The sequence below is a fragment of the Sphingomonas olei genome (genome assembly GCF_045369765.1).
GTDB classification, from domain to species: Bacteria; Pseudomonadota; Alphaproteobacteria; order Sphingomonadales; family Sphingomonadaceae; genus Sphingomonas; species Sphingomonas panaciterrae.
In genome coordinates, this window is the sequence record NZ_JBIQEU010000009.1 from 15,954 (window position 1) to 31,857 (window position 15,904).

Annotated in this window: 16 protein-coding genes; 11 read left to right on the forward strand and 5 right to left on the reverse strand. The window is 67.1% G+C overall.

The genetic code is table 11. From position 1 onward, the window contains the following. Nucleotides 1-19 precede the first annotated feature (19 nt). From ACH0BU_RS11275 to lptG, 10 genes are all read left to right on the forward strand, one after another. A complete protein-coding gene (locus ACH0BU_RS11275; protein ID WP_296222882.1) occupies nt 20-916 on the forward strand; it encodes a TraB/GumN family protein in 897 nt (298 codons plus the stop codon). A gap of 139 nt (nt 917-1,055) precedes the next feature. Beyond that, nucleotides 1,056-1,670, forward strand: a complete 615-nt coding sequence (locus tag ACH0BU_RS11280; RefSeq protein WP_046410939.1) for a 50S ribosomal protein L25/general stress protein Ctc — start codon at nt 1,056-1,058, stop codon at nt 1,668-1,670. A gap of 124 nt (nt 1,671-1,794) precedes the next feature. Continuing rightward, the gene (pth, locus tag ACH0BU_RS11285; protein WP_314470289.1) at nt 1,795-2,364 is read left to right on the forward strand and encodes an aminoacyl-tRNA hydrolase; all 570 of its coding nucleotides are present in this window, start codon (nt 1,795-1,797) and stop codon (nt 2,362-2,364) included. 82 nt (nt 2,365-2,446) lie between these two features. Next, nucleotides 2,447-3,547: a glutamate 5-kinase gene (proB, locus tag ACH0BU_RS11290; RefSeq protein WP_314470287.1), complete on the forward strand. Its 1,101-nt coding sequence runs from the start codon at nt 2,447-2,449 to the stop codon at nt 3,545-3,547. Next, nucleotides 3,544-4,425 (forward strand): NAD-dependent epimerase/dehydratase family protein, encoded by an 882-nt coding sequence (locus tag ACH0BU_RS11295; RefSeq protein ID WP_296222943.1) that lies wholly within the window; start codon nt 3,544-3,546, stop codon nt 4,423-4,425. Before proB ends, ACH0BU_RS11295 begins: the two co-directional genes overlap by 4 nt. Before the next feature lie 56 nt (nt 4,426-4,481). Next, a complete protein-coding gene (locus ACH0BU_RS11300) occupies nt 4,482-4,724 on the forward strand; it encodes an acyl carrier protein (protein ID WP_145119356.1) in 243 nt (80 codons plus the stop codon). 114 nt (nt 4,725-4,838) lie between these two features. After that, nucleotides 4,839-6,101, forward strand: coding sequence for a serine palmitoyltransferase (gene spt, locus ACH0BU_RS11305; RefSeq protein ID WP_145119358.1), 1,263 nt, complete (start codon nt 4,839-4,841; stop codon nt 6,099-6,101). An 88-nt stretch (nt 6,102-6,189) separates the two neighbouring features. Then, the gene (locus ACH0BU_RS11310) at nt 6,190-8,076 is read left to right on the forward strand and encodes an ATP-binding protein (RefSeq protein WP_314470281.1); all 1,887 of its coding nucleotides are present in this window, start codon (nt 6,190-6,192) and stop codon (nt 8,074-8,076) included. 113 nt (nt 8,077-8,189) lie between these two features. After that, nucleotides 8,190-9,386 carry an LPS export ABC transporter permease LptF gene (gene lptF / locus ACH0BU_RS11315; RefSeq protein WP_197075567.1) on the forward strand — a complete coding sequence of 399 codons (1,197 nt, stop codon included), beginning with the start codon at nt 8,190-8,192 and terminating at the stop codon, nt 9,384-9,386. Next, nucleotides 9,383-10,474 carry an LPS export ABC transporter permease LptG gene (gene lptG / locus ACH0BU_RS11320; protein ID WP_296219749.1) on the forward strand — a complete coding sequence of 364 codons (1,092 nt, stop codon included), beginning with the start codon at nt 9,383-9,385 and terminating at the stop codon, nt 10,472-10,474. The genes lptF and lptG overlap by 4 nt, the downstream gene beginning before the upstream one ends. A 95-nt stretch (nt 10,475-10,569) precedes the next feature. Here the strand turns inward: lptG and ACH0BU_RS11325 are convergent, their stop codons facing one another. Continuing rightward, nucleotides 10,570-11,646, reverse strand: a complete 1,077-nt coding sequence (locus ACH0BU_RS11325; protein ID WP_296219751.1) for a fatty acid desaturase family protein — start codon at nt 11,644-11,646, stop codon at nt 10,570-10,572. 108 nt (nt 11,647-11,754) lie between these two features. Between ACH0BU_RS11325 and ACH0BU_RS11330 the strand changes: the two genes are divergently transcribed. Beyond that, a complete protein-coding gene (locus tag ACH0BU_RS11330) occupies nt 11,755-12,909 on the forward strand; it encodes a GNAT family N-acetyltransferase (RefSeq protein WP_296219752.1) in 1,155 nt (384 codons plus the stop codon). Between the two features lie 67 nt (nt 12,910-12,976). Here the strand turns inward: ACH0BU_RS11330 and ACH0BU_RS11335 are convergent, their stop codons facing one another. The 4 genes from ACH0BU_RS11335 to ACH0BU_RS11350 all read right to left on the reverse strand — a co-directional run bounded on the left by ACH0BU_RS11335 (nt 12,977) and on the right by ACH0BU_RS11350 (nt 15,858). Further along, complete coding sequence (locus ACH0BU_RS11335; protein WP_046410952.1) at nt 12,977-13,234, reverse strand: hypothetical protein; 258 nt, start codon at nt 13,232-13,234, stop codon at nt 12,977-12,979. Between the two features lie 271 nt (nt 13,235-13,505). After that, a complete protein-coding gene (gene xth, locus ACH0BU_RS11340) occupies nt 13,506-14,279 on the reverse strand; it encodes an exodeoxyribonuclease III (RefSeq protein WP_296219756.1) in 774 nt (257 codons plus the stop codon). A 9-nt stretch (nt 14,280-14,288) separates the two neighbouring features. After that, the gene (locus ACH0BU_RS11345; protein ID WP_046410956.1) at nt 14,289-14,627 is read right to left on the reverse strand and encodes a HesB/IscA family protein; all 339 of its coding nucleotides are present in this window, start codon (nt 14,625-14,627) and stop codon (nt 14,289-14,291) included. 40 nt (nt 14,628-14,667) lie between these two features. Next, nucleotides 14,668-15,858, reverse strand: a complete 1,191-nt coding sequence (locus tag ACH0BU_RS11350; protein WP_052742607.1) for a M23 family metallopeptidase — start codon at nt 15,856-15,858, stop codon at nt 14,668-14,670. Nucleotides 15,859-15,904: the final 46 nt, after the last annotated feature.

Below are 15,904 nucleotides of genomic sequence, written 5' to 3' on the forward strand. Positions count from 1 at the left end.
AGGAAGGTTGCCCAGACCCGTGCTTCGACCCTTCACCTCATTGTTTGCGTCCGTCGGCCTCGCCTTCACCCTGCCCGCTTGCGCCCAGCCGGCACCCGTCGTGGCGCAGGATGCGGACCCCGCGCTGTGGGTGGTGCAGGACAAGGATACGACGATCTACCTGTTCGGGACGATCCACGTCCTGAAGCCGGGCCTGTCATGGTTCGACGAGGCGGTGAAGAAAGCGTTCGACCGGTCGGGCACGCTGGTGCTGGAGATGGTGGAGCCGGACAAGGAGACGCAGGAGCGTGTCGTCGTGTCCAAGGCGTTCGACCCGTCCGGCCAGTCGCTGATCGAGAAGCTGCCGGAGGACAAGCGCCAGCCGTTCATCAAGGCGCTGGAAGACAACAAGCTGCCGCGCGCGACGTTCGAGCGGATGCAGCCGTGGTTCGCCGCGATCAGCCTGTCGGCGCTGCCGGTGCAGAAGCTGGGCTATGACGCCAGCAACGGGCCCGAAGGCGTGCTGACCAAGGCGGCCAAGGCGCAGAAGAAGCAGGTCATCGGGCTGGAGACGTTCGAGGGCCAGATGTCGATTTTCGATTCGCTGTCGCAGAAGGCGCAGCTCGAGCTGCTGACGTCGACGGTGGAGGAGCTGCCCAAGGCCGGCGAGACGATGGACCGGATGGTGTCCGATTGGGCCAAGGGCAATCCCGACGGCCTGGCCAAGACGATGAACGACAGCCTGAAGGATTCGCCGGAGGTGAACAAGGCGCTGCTGGTCGATCGCAACGCCAAATGGGCGGCGTGGATCGCGGAGCGGATGCGCACGCCCGGCCGCGTCTTCATCGCGGTCGGCGCGGGGCACCTCGCCGGGCCCGACAGCGTTCAGGCGCAGCTGGGCAAGTACAGACTGAAGGCGGTGCGGGTTAAGTATTGAGCCCGGCAGACCGGCGGGCGCAGGTTCGGCCGCGAGGATTGCCTTTCGCGCCCCTCCCCGCTATGCGCGCCCGCTTCCGGCCATGGTCATCCCTGGAGGCGTGGCGCGGAAGGACATACATGAGTTTCGGAGAATATTGATGAGCGACCAGCTGACGCTCGCAGCCGAGACGCGTGACCGGGTTGGCAAGGGAGCCTCCCGGGCGCTGCGTCGTGACGGCCGCGTACCCGCCGTGATCTACGGCCAGAACAAGGAACCGACCTCGATCCATCTCGAGGAAAAGGCGCTTGTGAAGGCACTGGGCACTGGCCACTTCATGAACACCGTCGTGATGATCAACGGTGAGCGCACCCTGCCCAAGGACGTGCACTTCCACCCGGTCACCGACCGTCCGGTTCACGTCGACTTCCTGCGCATCAGCGCGCACACGACCGTCACCGTTGCGGTGCCGGTGGTGTTCGTCGACGAGGAAGAAGCCCCGGGCCTCAAGAAGGGCGGCGTGCTGAACGTCGTTCGTCACGAGCTGGAGCTGGTGTGCGACGCGAGCGACATCCCGTCGGAAGTCACGATCTCGCTGAAGGGCCTGGAAGTGGGCGATTCGCTCCACATTTCGGCCGTGACGCTGCCCAAGGGCACGACGTCGGCGATCGACGACCGCGACTTCACCATCGCGACGGTGGTTGCACCGTCGGCGCTGAAGTCGTCCGAGGGCGACACGTCGACCGAGGCGACCGAGGAAGCTGCGGGCGAGTAATATCGTCCTGTGCCGCCCGGGGCGGCACGGTTCGCGGGCGGGTGGCGGCAACGCCCCCCGCCCGTTTTCGTTTGGGCGCCACGTGATACGGCGCTGAGACGCCAGTGAGACGATGGGATTGGTGATGCAGCTATGGGTCGGCCTGGGCAATCCGGGCCCGCAATATGCGATGCAGCGGCACAATGTCGGCTTCATGGCGGTCGATGCGATCGCCGAGGTGCATGATTTCGGCCCGACGGCGAAGAAGTTCCAGGGCTGGGTGCGTGAAGGCCGGCTGGGCAACGAGAAGCTGCTGCTGCTGAAGCCCGCGACCTTCATGAACGAAAGCGGCCGCAGCGTTGCCGAGGCGCTGCGTTTCTACAAGCTGGGCGTCGAGGCGCTGACGGTGTTTCACGACGAGCTGGACCTGGCGCCGATGAAGGTGAAGGTGCGGATGGGCGGCGGGCTGGCGGGGCACAATGGCCTGCGCTCGATTGACCAGCATCTGGGGCCGGAGTTTCGCCGCGTGCGGATCGGCATCGGTCATCCGGGGCACAAGGACCGCGTGACCGGCCATGTGCTGGGCAATTACGCCAAGAGCGAGATCGATGCGCTGACCGACCTGCTCGGCGCGCTGGCCTCCGAAGCGCCGACGCTGGCGGCGGGGGACGATGTGCGGTTCATGAACGACGTGGCGCTGCGGTTGCAGGGCTGAGGCGGCGGCGGGGGTTGCCCCTCTCCCCCGCCTGGCCCGTTGCCCTTCCCCATTGGCGCGCCGCGCGATAACGGATCGAGCCATGTTGTTTCCGCCCGCCTCCTGCCCGCGCCTCGTGGTGAAGATCGGCTCGGCGCTGCTCGTCGATCCGTCGGGCGCGGTGCGGCGCGACTGGCTGGCGGGGATTGCCGCCGATGTCGCAGCGCGCGCCGACGCGGGGCAGCAGGTGGCGATCGTCTCCTCGGGCGCGATTGCGCTGGGCGCGCGCCGGCTGGGCCTGCCGCGTGGCGGGCGGGCGAGCCTGGAGGATGCGCAGGCGGCGGCGGCCACAGGGCAGATCGCGCTCAGCCAGACCTGGGCCGAGGTGCTCGCCGCCAACGGGCTGACCGCGGCGCAGATGCTGGTAACGCTGGACGATCTGGAGGATCGCCGCCGCTACCTGAATGCCGCAGCGACGCTGGGGCGGCTACTGCAGTTGGGTACCGTGCCGGTCATCAACGAGAATGACAGCGTGGCGACGGCCGAGATCCGCTTTGGCGACAATGACCGGCTGGCGGCGCGGGTGGCGCAGGCGGCGGGGGCGGACGGCGTGGTGCTGCTGTCCGATATCGACGGCCTGTATGATCGCAACCCGGCGCAGCCCGGCGCGGTGCATATTGCGGAAGTGGCGCAGATCGACGCGCGGATCGCGGGGATGGCGGACGATGGCTCGGCATCCGGCATGGGATCGGGCGGGATGGTGTCGAAGATCGCCGCGGCGCGGATCGCGACCGGCGCGGGAGTCGCGCTGGCGATCGCATCGGGGCGGATCGAGCGGCCGCTGTCGACCAACGCGCGGCACACGATCTTCCTGCCAGAGAAACGCGCGCGGGCGCGCAAGGCGTGGCTGGCGGGGCGGCTGACGGCGAAGGGCGTGGTGACCGTGGATGCCGGCGCGGCGCAGGCGCTTGCCGGTGGGCGCAGCCTGCTGGCAGCGGGGGCGATCGCAGTGTCGGGCGATTTCGCGCGGGGCGACGTGGTGACGATCGCGGGGCCCGACGGGCCGATCGCGCGCGGGCTGGCGGAATATGATGCGGGCGAGATGCAGCGCCTGCTGGGACGGCGCAGCGAGGAGCAGGAGGCGCTGCTCGGCTATGCGCCGCGTGCCGCGCTGATCCACCGCAACCATATGGCGCTGCTGTGATCCTGGCGCTGACCGGCGGGACCGGCTTTGTTGGCCGGGCGACGATCGATGCGGCGCTGGCGGCGGGGCATCAAGTTCGTGCGCTGACGCGACGGCCGCAGGCGGCGCGCGACGGCGTCACCTGGGTGGCGGGGGCGCTCGACGATGCCGCGAGCCTCGCCGCGCTGGTCGAGGGCGCCGATGCGGTCATCCATATCGCCGGGGTGGTCAATGCACCTGACAAGGCGGGCTTCGTCGCCGGCAATATCGAGGGCACGCGCGCGGTCGTCAGCGCAACGGGCACGCGGCGGCTGGTGCATGTGTCGTCGCTGTCGGCGCGCGAACCGCAGCTGTCGATGTACGGCTGGTCGAAGCGCGAGGCGGAGACGATCGTCGCCGAGAGCGCCAGCGACTGGACGATCGTTCGCCCGACCGGCGTCTATGGCCCCGGCGATACCGAGATGCGCGACATGTTCCGGCTGGCGCGGCTTGGCCTTGCCTTCCTGCCGCCGCCGGGGCGCGTGTCGCTGATCCATGTCGAGGACCTTGCGCGTTTGCTGGTGCTGCTCGCCGAGCGGCCGGGGGCGCATGAATTGTACGAAGTCGACGATGGCGAGACGCTGACCCATGCCGATCTGGCGGCGGCGATCGGGCGCGCGGTCGGGCGGCGGGTGATGCCGATGCATTTGCCCAAGCCGCTGATGCGGGTCGCGGCGCGGATGGACCGCAAGTTACGCGGTGGCGGGGCGAAGCTGACGCTCGACCGGGTCGAGTATCTGAGCCACCCCGACTGGACCGCGCGCGCCGATCATCGTCCGCCCGCGAGCCTGTGGGCGCCGCAGATCCCGCTGGATCAGGGCATGGCGCAGACCGCGCGGGCGTACGCCATCGCAGGATGACCACGCTTCCGCCGCATTCGATTGGCACCTCGCCCGCTTGCAGCTAAGGACCCGGCATGAGCGAGCGCGACAGCATCTTCGACACCGTCAAGGCCCAGATCGAACCCTTCAACAAGAAGGGCGTGACGGTGACCGAGGCAACAACGTTCCAGGGCGATCTCGAATGGGATTCGCTGACCGTGATGGATTTCGTCGCCGCGATCGAGGACGAATTCGACATCATCATCACGATGAACATGCAGGCGGAAATCGAAACGGTGGGTCAGCTTGCCGATGCCGTGGCCAAGCTGAAGAACTGAACGACCCGTCCCTCGCGACGCTTGTTCTTCGCGACGGATGACCAGGAACGTGGCCGGGTGCGGTGCGCCCGGTGAATGGACACGACCCGATGTGAACGGTTGGGAATTGAACACATGACCGAAACCGGCCTCCAGGCTGAAGCCCTGCCCGTCGAGCCTGCCACCGTGGCTCCGGAACGCGACCTGTTCGACAAGTTCGCGCCGCTGATCGCCGAGCGCCAGGCGCTGCTCGACAGCGGCGTGCGCGATCCGTTCGGCATCGTCATGGAGGAGGTGAAGAGCCCCACCGTCGCGGTCATCAAGGGCCGCGAGACGATCCTGCTGGGCACTTACAATTACATGGGCATGACGTTCGATCCTGACGTCATCGCCGCGGGCAAGGACGCGTTCGACAAGTTCGGCAGCGGCACCAACGGCAGCCGCGCGCTGAACGGCACGTTCCACGACCATATGGAAGTCGAGCAGGCGCTGCGCGACTTCTACGGGATGTCGGGCGCGATCGTCTTTTCAACGGGTTACCAGGCGAACCTCGGCGTCATCTCTGCCATTGCGGCCAAGGGCGAGTACATCATCCTGGACGCCGACAGCCATGCGTCGATCTATGACGGGTGCGCGATGGGCAATGCGGAGGTCGTGCGTTTCCGCCACAATTCGGTCGAGGATCTCGACAAGCGGCTGGGTCGCCTGCCCAAGGAGCCGGGCAAGCTGGTCGTCCTTGAAGGCGTCTATTCAATGCTGGGCGACATCGCACCGCTGAAGGAGATGGTCGCCGTCGCCAAGAAGCATGGCGCGATGGTGCTGGTCGACGAGGCGCATTCGATGGGCTTCTTCGGCCCCAACGGCCGCGGCGTCTATGAGGACCAGGGGCTGCAGGACGAGGTCGATTTCGTGATCGGCACCTTTTCCAAGTCGGTCGGCACGGTCGGCGGCTTCTGCGTGTCGAACCACCCGAAGTTCGAGATCCTGCGCTTCGTCTGTCGCCCCTATATCTTCACCGCCAGCCTGCCGCCCGCGGTAGTCGCGTCCGCAACTGCGTCGATCCGCAAGCTGATGCACGCCAAGGACAAGCGCGAGCGGCTGTGGGCCAATACGCGCCAGTTGCATGGCGGGCTGAAGCAGCTTGGTTTCCGCCTGCCCACCGACGAGCCGGAATCGGCGATCGTCGCGGTGATCCTGGACGACCAGGAACAGGCGGTGCGGATGTGGCACGGGCTGCTGGAGGCCGGCCTCTACGTCAATGTCGCGCGTCCGCCCGCGACACCGGCCGGCATGTTCCTGCTGCGCTGCTCGGTCTGCGCAGAGCATACGCCCGAGCAGATGGCCAAGGTGGTCGCGATGTTCGAGGCCGCTGGGCGGGCGACCGGCGTGATCGCCTGATCGCCATCGCATCGCTTCCGCCAGACGTGCAGCTTTGATAGACCGTGAGGCCGTGGCTGCCGCGGGCATAGGATCGGCTTTCAAAAGCGTGGCTTCGGCCTGGCGCCTCATCACCTTTGTCGTGATGGGGGTGGCCGGCGTCGGCGTGCTGGTCGCGCTGATCCTGACGCTGGGCGAGGCCAACAACCAGCGCAATCGCGCCTCCTCGCTCCAGTCGCACAGCTATGACGTGATGATCCTGGCGCGGACGCTGTCGGGCACGATCGCACGGTCCGAAGCGGCGCTGGGGCGCTACGTCATCTCAGGCGACAAGCAGCTGGGGCGGCTGTATTTCGAAGATTGGCGCCGCGCGGGCGACCAGTTGCAGCGGCTGTCGTCGCTGACGCGCGACAATATGGCGCAGCGCCCGCTGATCGGCCGGTTGCAGGCAGCGTTCAACGAGCGCGGCGAGCAATTGTCGATGACGGCGCTGGCGACGAATTACGGCAAGAACCAGCAAGCGCTGTCGCGTTATTACGAAGCGCGGCAGGCGTCGGCGCTGACCGAGATCAACCGGCTGCTGGACGAAGTGATCGCCAGCGAGCGCACGCTGCTGATCACCCGCACCGAAGCGACGATGGCGCTGGTCGAACGGTCGACCCGCGCTGCGTTCGTGCTGTCGGCGTTTGGCGTGCTGCTGCTGATCGGGGCGATCATCCTCGGCTGGCTGACGATGCGCGCGTCGACCGATCGCGCACTCGCCCGGGCGGAGGCCGAAGCCGCGCGCGCGCGCGCCGACGAACTGGCGCTGGCGGTGGCGGAGGCGACGGAGGAATTGCGCGCGCAGGAAGCGCGGTTGCGGCAGGCGCAGAAAATGGATGCGATCGGCCAGCTGACCGGCGGGATCGCGCATGATTTCAACAACATGCTGGCGGTTGTGATCGGCGGGCTTGAACTGGCGCAGCGCGCGATTGCCAATGGCGGGGCGGACGCCGCGCGCCATGTCGAAAGCGCGCGCGAGGGGGCCGTCCGTGCGGCGGAGCTGACCCGCCGGCTGCTCGCCTTTGCCCGCGAGGGGGCGATCGCGCCGGAACGCATCCATGTCGGCGCCTTGCTCAACGGGATGCGCGACCTGCTCGACCGCACGCTCGGCGATGCGATCCAGGTCGAGATCGCCTGCCATGGCGAGGACGCCTATGTCCGCGCCGATCGGGTGCAGTTCGAGAATTGCATCCTGAACCTCGCGGTCAATGCGCGCGATGCGATGGACGGGCGCGGGCGGGTCAGCATCACGTCGGGGGTGGAGCGTTCAACCAACGGCACCTTCGTCACCATCACGGTGCGCGACGACGGATGCGGCATGACCCCGGACATCGTCGAGCGCGTGTTCGAGCCGTTCTTCACCACCAAGCCGGTCGGCAAGGGCACGGGACTGGGACTGAGCCAGATCTTCTCCTTTGCGCGCCAGCTGGACGGCGAAGTGGCGATCGATTCCACGCCTGGCGTCGGGACGAGCGTGATCATGCGGCTGCCGCACGACAGCGAGGCGGAAGCGCCGGAACGCGCCGACGAGGAAGCCGCCATCGCCACCGCGGCGCCGGAAGAGCTGACCATCCTGGTGGTGGAGGATGACCAGCGCGTGCTGCGCGCCACCGTCGGCGCGCTGGAGGAACTGGGCCATCGCGTGATCGCATGCGACGATCCGCTGCGCGCCCCCGCCCTGCTCGACGAGCACGCGCCCGTCGACCTCATCATGAGCGATGTGCTGATGCCGGTGCAGACCGGCCCGGAAATGATCGAGGCGCTGCCCGAACGCCACGCGCGTACCGCCGTGCTCTTCGTCACCGGCTTTGCCGGCGAGGCGAGCGACGCGGCGATGTTCAACGGCCATCATGTGCTGCGCAAGCCCTTCACCCTCGCCGCGCTGGCGCGCGCGCTGGCCGATGCCTTTGCGCGCAGCCCGGCCGCCGCGCCTGACCGGATGGCGGCGGAATAAGGCAAAGCGAGAGGAAAGCGTCGCGGCGCTGGACCGAAAAGGGCTGGCGCTCGTTACCTTCTCGCCTATACCGGCGCACCCATCCGCAAGATCGAGCCCCTTAGCCGCGCCTCATGAAATCGATCGACCGCTACATGGCCCGGCTGATCGCGCTGCCGCTGTTCTCGACGCTCGTCATTGCGGCGATGCTGCTGCTCCTCGATCGCATGCTGCGCCTGTTCGACTTTGTCGCCACCGAAGGCGGGCCCGTCAGCGTGGTGTGGCAATTGCTGGCCAACCTGCTGCCGGAATATCTTGGCCTTGGCATTCCGATCGGGTTGATGCTGGGCGTTCTGCTCGCCTTCCGGCGCCTCGCCACCTCGTCCGAGCTGGACGTTATGCGCGGTGTTGGAATGAGTTACGGGCGATTGCTGCGCGTGCCTTACATGTATGCGGTGGGGCTGGCGCTGGTCAATCTGGCGATCGTCGGCTTCATCCAGCCCCGCGCGCGTTATGCCTACGAAGGGCTGCGGTTCGAGCTGCGCACCGGGGCGCTGGGGGCGTCGATCAAGGTCGGCGAATTCACCCATCTGGGCGATCGCATGACGATGCGGATCGAGCGCAGCCGCGACAAGGGCCGCGAGCTTTCCGGCATCTTCGTCCATGCGCAGACACCCAAGGGTGACTGGATCGGCGTGACCGCGGAGCGCGGCCAGTTCTTCGCCACCGACGATCCCAACACGATCATCTTCCGGCTGACCAACGGCACGCTGATCCACAACCGGCCCGATTTTCCGAGCCCGCGCGTGCTGACCTTCAGCGCGCATGACCTGCCGATCGACTTGCCCAAGTTCGAGCAGTTCCGCGCGCGCGGCGGCCGTAACCTGGAATATACGCTGCCTGAGCTGGTGAAGATCGGCACGACGAGCGGGAGCGAGGAGGCGCGCGATTCCAGCCAGGCGGAATTGTATTTCCGGCTCGCGGAGGTGCTGATGATGTTCCTGCTGCCGCTGCTGGCGGTGGCGCTGGGCGTGCCACCGAAGCGATCGACATCGGCGCTGGGCGTGTTCCTGTCGATCGTGATGGTCGTCGCCTATCACAAGGTGAACCAATATGCGGCGTCGATCGGCGAGCTTGGCCGCGTCGACCCGTTCATCGCGCTGTGGACGCCGTTCGCGATCTTCGCGGCGCTGATCATCTGGATGTATTACACGCTGGCCTATGTTCCGGGCGGACAGCCGATCGGCGCGCTGGAACGGGTGGCCAGCAAGACCCTGAAAGCGATCACGCGTCGCCTGCCCGGCCGCCGTGCGCGAGAGGCACGGGCATGACGTCTTTCTTCCCGTCCAAGACGGTGGCGCTGTACATGGGCCGGATGTTCCTGGTCCGCACGTTCGGCATTCTTGCCGGGCTGGTGCTGGTGCTCCAGGCGCTCGACTTGCTTGGGGAATCCGGCAAGATCCTGGCCGTTCCGGGCAATACCGACGCGCAGGTGTGGCAGTATATGTCGCTGCGCGTGCCGCAGATCATCGCGCGCTTCCTGCCCTTCTCCGTCCTGCTCGGCACGATCCTGACGCTGATCACGATGAACCAGAACAGCGAGATCGTGGCGCTGAAATCGTCGGGCATGTCGGCGCATCAGGTGCTGGCGCCGCTGATCACCGCAAGCATGGCGATCGCCGCGATCAGCTTCGTGTTCAACGACCGGGTGGTGTCGCGCGCGACGGCGACGCTGAGCCAGTGGCAGAAGGTGAATTACGGCACGCTGCCGATCGACCGGGGTGACCGCTCCAACGTCTGGGTCAGGACCGGCGACGACCTGATCGAGGTGGACCAGATCCGTGGCCGGGGCGATGCCGCGCGGCTGGGCGGCGTGACGCTGTACGAACGTGACGGCGGCAAGCTGCGCACGATCATCACCGCGCCCACCGGGCGGCGCAGCGGCGATGGATGGGCGATCGGACCGGCCAAACGCTTTGACGTGGCGACCGGCCAGCAGCGCGATGTCGGCACGATCGTGATCGCGCGCGGCGTGACGCCGGACCAGTTCACCCTGTCGTCGGTGAATGCCGACGGACTGTCCTTCCGCGCGCTGAACGAGGCGATCGACGACCTGGCCGCGGCCGGGCGGCCGACCGCGGCGCTCGAGGGATCGCTGTGGCACAAACTCTCCGGGCCGCTGTCGTCGGTGCTGATGCCGCTGCTGGGCGCGGTGGCCGCGTTCGGCATCGCACGGTCCGGCAAATTGTTCGTCCGCGCCGTAATCGGCATGGCGCTGGGCTTCGCCTATTTCGTGGCGGACAATTTCGCGCTGGCGATGGGCAATCTGGGCGCCTACCCGCCCTTCCTCGCCGCCTGGGCGCCGTTCCTGCTGTTCCTGCTGATCGGCGAAGCGGTGCTGCTGCGCACCGAGGAATAAGCCGGCGGCGGCCGGAATGCTCCCGACTGTAGCGGGAGCCAGATGCGAACTTATGGATCGATGGCCGGGGCGGCGGTGACCGCCCCCGGCCGATATCAGCGCGGCAGCATCGTGCTGCGCGCGATCTTGGCGAGGAGGCCCGGCATGCCGACGTAATTGGCCTTGTAATAGGGCGATTCGCGATCGAGCACGGCGCTCAGCCGGCGATGAGCCTCGCCCAGCGCGTGATAGGGGACACCCGGCAGCAGATGGTGCAGCGCGTGGTAGCGCAGGCCAACCGGCGCCCAGAGCGCGGGCAGCGTGGCCGGCGGCGGCACGTTAACCGAGTCGAGATACTGGGCGGTGACGGTCATCACCTCGCCCTCATTCTCCCACAGGTGCGCGACCAAGGTCCGCAGCTGATTGATGACCGCGACGCCCGAGGCGACCGCCATCATGATGGCAAAGGCGCGCAGCGGCAGCGTGCCGGTGGCAACCAGGGCGATCAGCGACATCGCCCAGACGGCGCATGCGGTCTCGATCGCGATCCACTGGCGACGGAAATCCCCCTCCGGCAGGCGGCGGCGGAATTGCGGGTTGATCGCCAGCGCCGAGAAACGCTCCACCACGATGCGGCGCAGCGACGGCGACAGCAGCGACAGCGGCGACAGCACGCCGTAGCGGAAAATCAGCGCGAACGGCGCCAGCGCGGCGACCAGCACGAACACCGGCAGCGACCACGGCTTCATCAGCGCGAGCGGCAGGTATTCGGGATCGTCGCTGGTACCGTAGCGGGTGCGCGCGTGGTGAAGATTGTGGACGCCCTCATACATGAACGAGGGCACCAGCATCGGCACGCCGATGAAGATGTTATAGCCCAGCCGGAAATGCGGCAGCGACGCATGCTTCACATGGGTGAGTTCATGGATGAAGCTCATCCCGCGATAAAGCGCGAACATCGCCACCACGCCGGCGACGATCGTCAGCCACAGCGGGGTCGCGGCGATCGCCACGGCGAGACCGGCATAGCCGATCGCCACCGAACCGAGGAAGTCAGCCCAATAGACGGCGGGCCGCGGCGCGTTCAGATCCCGCGTCAGTTCAGCCGCCGCCTTCAGCATCGCACGGTCATCGGCGATGCGCACACGCGCGGTCGGGGTGGCTGCTGCTCGGGACAGAGTCGTGGTCGTCATGGGGGTGTCCATTGGCCCAAGATAGTGGCGATACGGTGGCTGGAACAGGTGCGCGCCGCGCGGAAAGGCCGCTCGCCATGATCGCTTCGGGCGATTACACGCAGCGTCATGACCGGCTCTCTCACCATCCGCCCCGTGACGGGCAAGCGCGACCGCAAAACGTTCATCGACCTGCCGTTCCGCCTGTACAAGGATGATCCGAACTGGGTTCCGCCGCTGAAGCGCGAGGCGCTGGGGCTGCTCGATCCCGAGAAGAACGGATGGTACAGCCACGCCAAGGCGCAGCTGTTCCTGGCCGAGCGCGACGGGCGCGTGGTGGGGCGTATCTCCGCGCATATCGACCTTCTGGCGCTGGACATGCCGGCCGCGCAGGGCTTTGGCCCCGGCACCGGGCAATGGGGGCTGATGGAGGCGGAGGACGACGGCGTGTTCCGCGCGCTGATCGAACGCGCCGAGCAGTGGCTGCGCGAACAGGGCATGACCCGCGTGCTGGGGCCGATCTCGCAATCGATCTGGGAAGAACCGGGGCTGCTGATTACCGGCTACGACCATCCGCCGTCCGTGATGATGGGCCATGCCAAGCCGGAATATCGCGGGTGGATCGAGGCGGCCGGCTATGCCCCGGTCAAGCAAATGATGACCTATGAGCTGGATATCACGCAGGAATTCCCGCCGATCGTCCAGCGGATCATCAAATCGGGCGAGAAGAACCCGCGCATCAACGTGCGCCCGGTCGACAAGTCGCGGTTCGACGAGGAAGCGGCGATCATCCTGGGCATCCTGAACGATGCGTGGAGCGACAATTGGGGGTTCGTTCCCCTCACTCCGCCCGAAATCCGCGACGTTGGCGTGAAGCTGAAGCCGATCGTCTTCAATGACCTGATCCGCATCGCCGAGGTGGATGGCGTGCCGGTCGCCTTCATGATCACCCTCCCCGACCTGAACGAACCGCTGAAGGGCCTGGGCGGGTCGCTGCTGCCGTTCGGCTGGGCGAAGCTGCTGCTGTGGCTGCGCAAGCCGCAGGTGCGTACGATGCGCGTGCCGCTGATGGGGGTGGTGAAGAGCCTGCAATCGTCACGCATGGCGAGCCAATTGGCGTTCATGATGATCGAATATATCCGTCGCGCGGCGGTGCAGGATTATGGTGCCTCGCGCGGCGAGATCGGCTGGATCCTCGACGACAACCAGGGGATGCGGTCGATCGCCGAGACGATCGAGAGCCACGTCAACAAGGTCTATCAGGTGTACGAAAAGGCGCTGTGAGCGCCGGTAAACCGCAGGGTCTCGCGCAGCGGCCAGACCGGCCGTGCGCGAGCCCGGTAAGCGGCACTTAACGGCGCGCGAGCGGGTCAGTGCCCTGTGCGACCCAGGTCGCGCGCGTCTGGCAGTAGCGACGGGCGATGCCCGGACCACTGAGCGTGTCGATCACGCAGACGCGGCGCTGGTCGGTTTCGGGGTCGAACGAGCGCGCGCCATATTGATCGGCGGGGATGGTCGGCGCAGGTGCCGGCGCAGGTGCCGGGCGCGGCGCGGGTTCGGGGGCGGCGCCCAGCATGAGGGCGGCGGTGGCGATGGCGGTGATGGTCATGGCGTATCCTCTCAGGTTCCGAACAGCGCCCCTTTCGCGCTGTCACCTGAGACTTTGCATTGACCGTGCCAATTGCCTCACGGACGCCATTTCAATGACTTAGCAAAAGCATCAATGTGCATGTTGCCGATGATGAGCGCCGTGCGCCAAGTGGCGGCGCGTTTTACCATCCAAGCGATGTGCGCTGACGGACGCACGGGCGCCCCCTGTCCGACAGTGAACGATTGAGAAGCCAGCGGACCGCCGTGGCCGCCGCCCGCCGCCCCGGGGCTCAGTCGCGCAGGCGAACCCAGGTGGGCGCGTGATCGCTGGCCTTGTCCCGGCCACGATAGTCCTTGTCGACGCCGGCCTCGACCAGCCGATCGGCGACGGCGGGTGACAGCAGCAGGTGATCGATGCGGAAGCCCGCGTCGCGGCGCCACGCGCCCGCCTGATAATCCCAGAAGGTCCACACGCCGCCGGCGGGATGACGCACGCGCAGCGAATCGGTCCATCCTTGCGCGAGCAGCGCGCGATAGGCGGCGCGGCTTTCCGGCTGCATCAGCGCATCATCGGCCATGGCGCGGGTGGAGAAGGTATCATCGTCATTGGGGATGACGTTGTAATCGCCCGCGAGCACGGTCGGAATTTCAGCGGCAAGCAAAGCGAGCGCACGGGCGGCGAGCCGGTCCATCCAGCGCAGCTTATAGTCGAACTTCGGCCCCGGCTGCGGATTGCCATTGGGCAGATAGATGGACGCGACGGTCAGGCCGTCCACATCGCATTCCAGATAGCGGCTGTGATCATCGTCGGGCTCACCATCCAGGCCCCGCTGGCGCTCGACCGGGTCAGTGCCGCGAGCGAGCACGGCGACGCCGTTGAACCCCTTTTGCCCGTGCCACACCGCGCCATAACCGGCGGCGCGGATGTCATCGATCGGGAAGGTATCGTCAGCGGTCTTGAGCTCCTGCAGGCAGACGATGTCCGGCTGCTGCTCGGCGAGATATTCCAGCAGGCGCGGCAGGCGCGCCTTGATGCCGTTGACGTTGTAGCTGACGACTTTCACGAGGACGGCTTACACCGAGAAGCTGGTGCCGCAACCGCATCCTGATGCTGCAATCGGATTGTCGACCTTGAACGCCGCGCCGCCGAGCGATTCGACGAAGTCGACCGAGGCACCGCGCACGAGATCGAGGCTAATTTCGTCCACGACGAGCTTGACGCCATCCGTCTCGGCGACCTGATCACCCGGCTCCGGCGCGTCGGCCAGCCCGAAACGATATTGGAACCCGGAACAGCCGCCCCCCTCCACCGAGAGGCGCAGGATGGCAGGCTTTTGCTGCTTTTCCGCAATCGCCGCCACACGGGCGGCAGCGGAGGGCGTCAAGGCGATATCGGGTGCGAGCGTTGCCATGAGAGCGAAATAGGATCGCCGCGGCGCGCCCGCAACCGGATCAGTGACCCAGGCCGTCCTGTGCCGCCGGGCCGCTGGTCGACACCGGAATTTGGCCGACCGAGCGATCCTGCGCCGCGAGCAGATAATCCGCCGTGGTCAGGAAGGGGATCGGGTTCACGGCGCGGCCGTCAATACGCACTTCATAATGGAGGTGCGGGCCGGTCGAACGGCCGGTGGAGCCCATCAGGCCGATCATCTGACCGCGGCGCACGCGCGCATTGTTGCTGATGAGGATCTTCGACAGGTGGCCGTAGCGGGTGGTAATGCCCTTGCCGTGATTCAGCTCGATCATGTTGCCATAGCCGCCCTGACGCGCGGCATGGTTCACGACGCCATCGGCGGTCGCATAGATCGGCGTGCCGGTCGGACCGGGGATATCGACACCAGCATGCATCGCGGCGGTGCCGCGGAACGGATCGCTGCGCACGCCGAAATTGCTGGTGAAGGTGAGGTGCTGGACCGGCTGGACCGACGGGATCGAGATAACCCCCTGCTCCAGCGTGTCGAGCTTCTTCCAGGTCATGAACAGCGAGCGGAATTGCGCATCGGCGTTCAGATCAGCCGTCGCCTCGGCGCTGGCGGCCGGGATCAGCGGGCCGCCCATGCCGGTGTTCTTGCCGCCCTTGGCGACACGCTCCGGCCGCAAGCCGCGCTCACGCAGCGCCTCCGCTGCCGACTGATAACGGTCGTTGAGGTGATCGAGCGCGAGTTCGGCCAGGATCTCCTGGCGACGCTCGATCTTGGCGAAGGGAGCGACCGCATAGGCGGCCAGGCGGTCACCCGCCGGATCGATCTTCAGCGTGGCAAGCGCCAGCTTCTTTTCGTCACCCACGCCAGTCAGCGCGGCAGCGAGCAGTGCCTGGCGGTTTTCGAGCTGAGCAGCACGCGCCTCCGCAGCCTTGCGGACATTCGCCACGCGCTGGTGCATGTGGACGAGCTTGCGCTCCATCGTCTCGATCCGCTCGGCCTGCGGCGCAGCGGCGCCGGCCTGACCGGCGGCAGCGGCGGCGCCGTAGCCCGCGAAGGCGACCACGACCGCGGCGGTCCCGGCCAGCGCGCCCTGCGAAAGGCGGCCCAGGCGGATCCGGCGCACAGCGCGGCCATCATGGAAGATCACGTTGCGTGGGGAGAAGAGCAGGCGGGCGCCAGCAGCGATGCGGTTGGCCGGCGCGGAAGAAATCTTGGACATCGAACCCCGAGCAAGATTGTTGAAGCGCGCGCGACCAGGACGAGCC

What these genes read in the sequence shown, in the direction of transcription:
- ACH0BU_RS11280 (WP_046410939.1), top strand. Translation starts at nt 1,056, where the DNA reads ATGAGCGACCAGCTGACGCTCGCAGCCGAGACGCGTGACCGGGTTGGC.
- pth (WP_314470289.1), top strand. Translation starts at nt 1,795, where the DNA reads ATGCAGCTATGGGTCGGCCTGGGCAATCCGGGCCCGCAATATGCGATG.
- proB (WP_314470287.1), top strand. Translation starts at nt 2,447, where the DNA reads ATGTTGTTTCCGCCCGCCTCCTGCCCGCGCCTCGTGGTGAAGATCGGC.
- ACH0BU_RS11300 (WP_145119356.1), top strand. Translation starts at nt 4,482, where the DNA reads ATGAGCGAGCGCGACAGCATCTTCGACACCGTCAAGGCCCAGATCGAA.
- spt (WP_145119358.1), top strand. Translation starts at nt 4,839, where the DNA reads ATGACCGAAACCGGCCTCCAGGCTGAAGCCCTGCCCGTCGAGCCTGCC.
- lptF (WP_197075567.1), top strand. Translation starts at nt 8,190, where the DNA reads ATGAAATCGATCGACCGCTACATGGCCCGGCTGATCGCGCTGCCGCTG.
- lptG (WP_296219749.1), top strand. Translation starts at nt 9,383, where the DNA reads ATGACGTCTTTCTTCCCGTCCAAGACGGTGGCGCTGTACATGGGCCGG.
- ACH0BU_RS11325 (WP_296219751.1), bottom strand. Translation starts at nt 11,646, where the DNA reads ATGACGACCACGACTCTGTCCCGAGCAGCAGCCACCCCGACCGCGCGT.
- ACH0BU_RS11330 (WP_296219752.1), top strand. Translation starts at nt 11,755, where the DNA reads ATGACCGGCTCTCTCACCATCCGCCCCGTGACGGGCAAGCGCGACCGC.
- ACH0BU_RS11335 (WP_046410952.1), bottom strand. Translation starts at nt 13,234, where the DNA reads ATGACCATCACCGCCATCGCCACCGCCGCCCTCATGCTGGGCGCCGCC.
- ACH0BU_RS11345 (WP_046410956.1), bottom strand. Translation starts at nt 14,627, where the DNA reads ATGGCAACGCTCGCACCCGATATCGCCTTGACGCCCTCCGCTGCCGCC.
- ACH0BU_RS11350 (WP_052742607.1), bottom strand. Translation starts at nt 15,858, where the DNA reads ATGTCCAAGATTTCTTCCGCGCCGGCCAACCGCATCGCTGCTGGCGCC.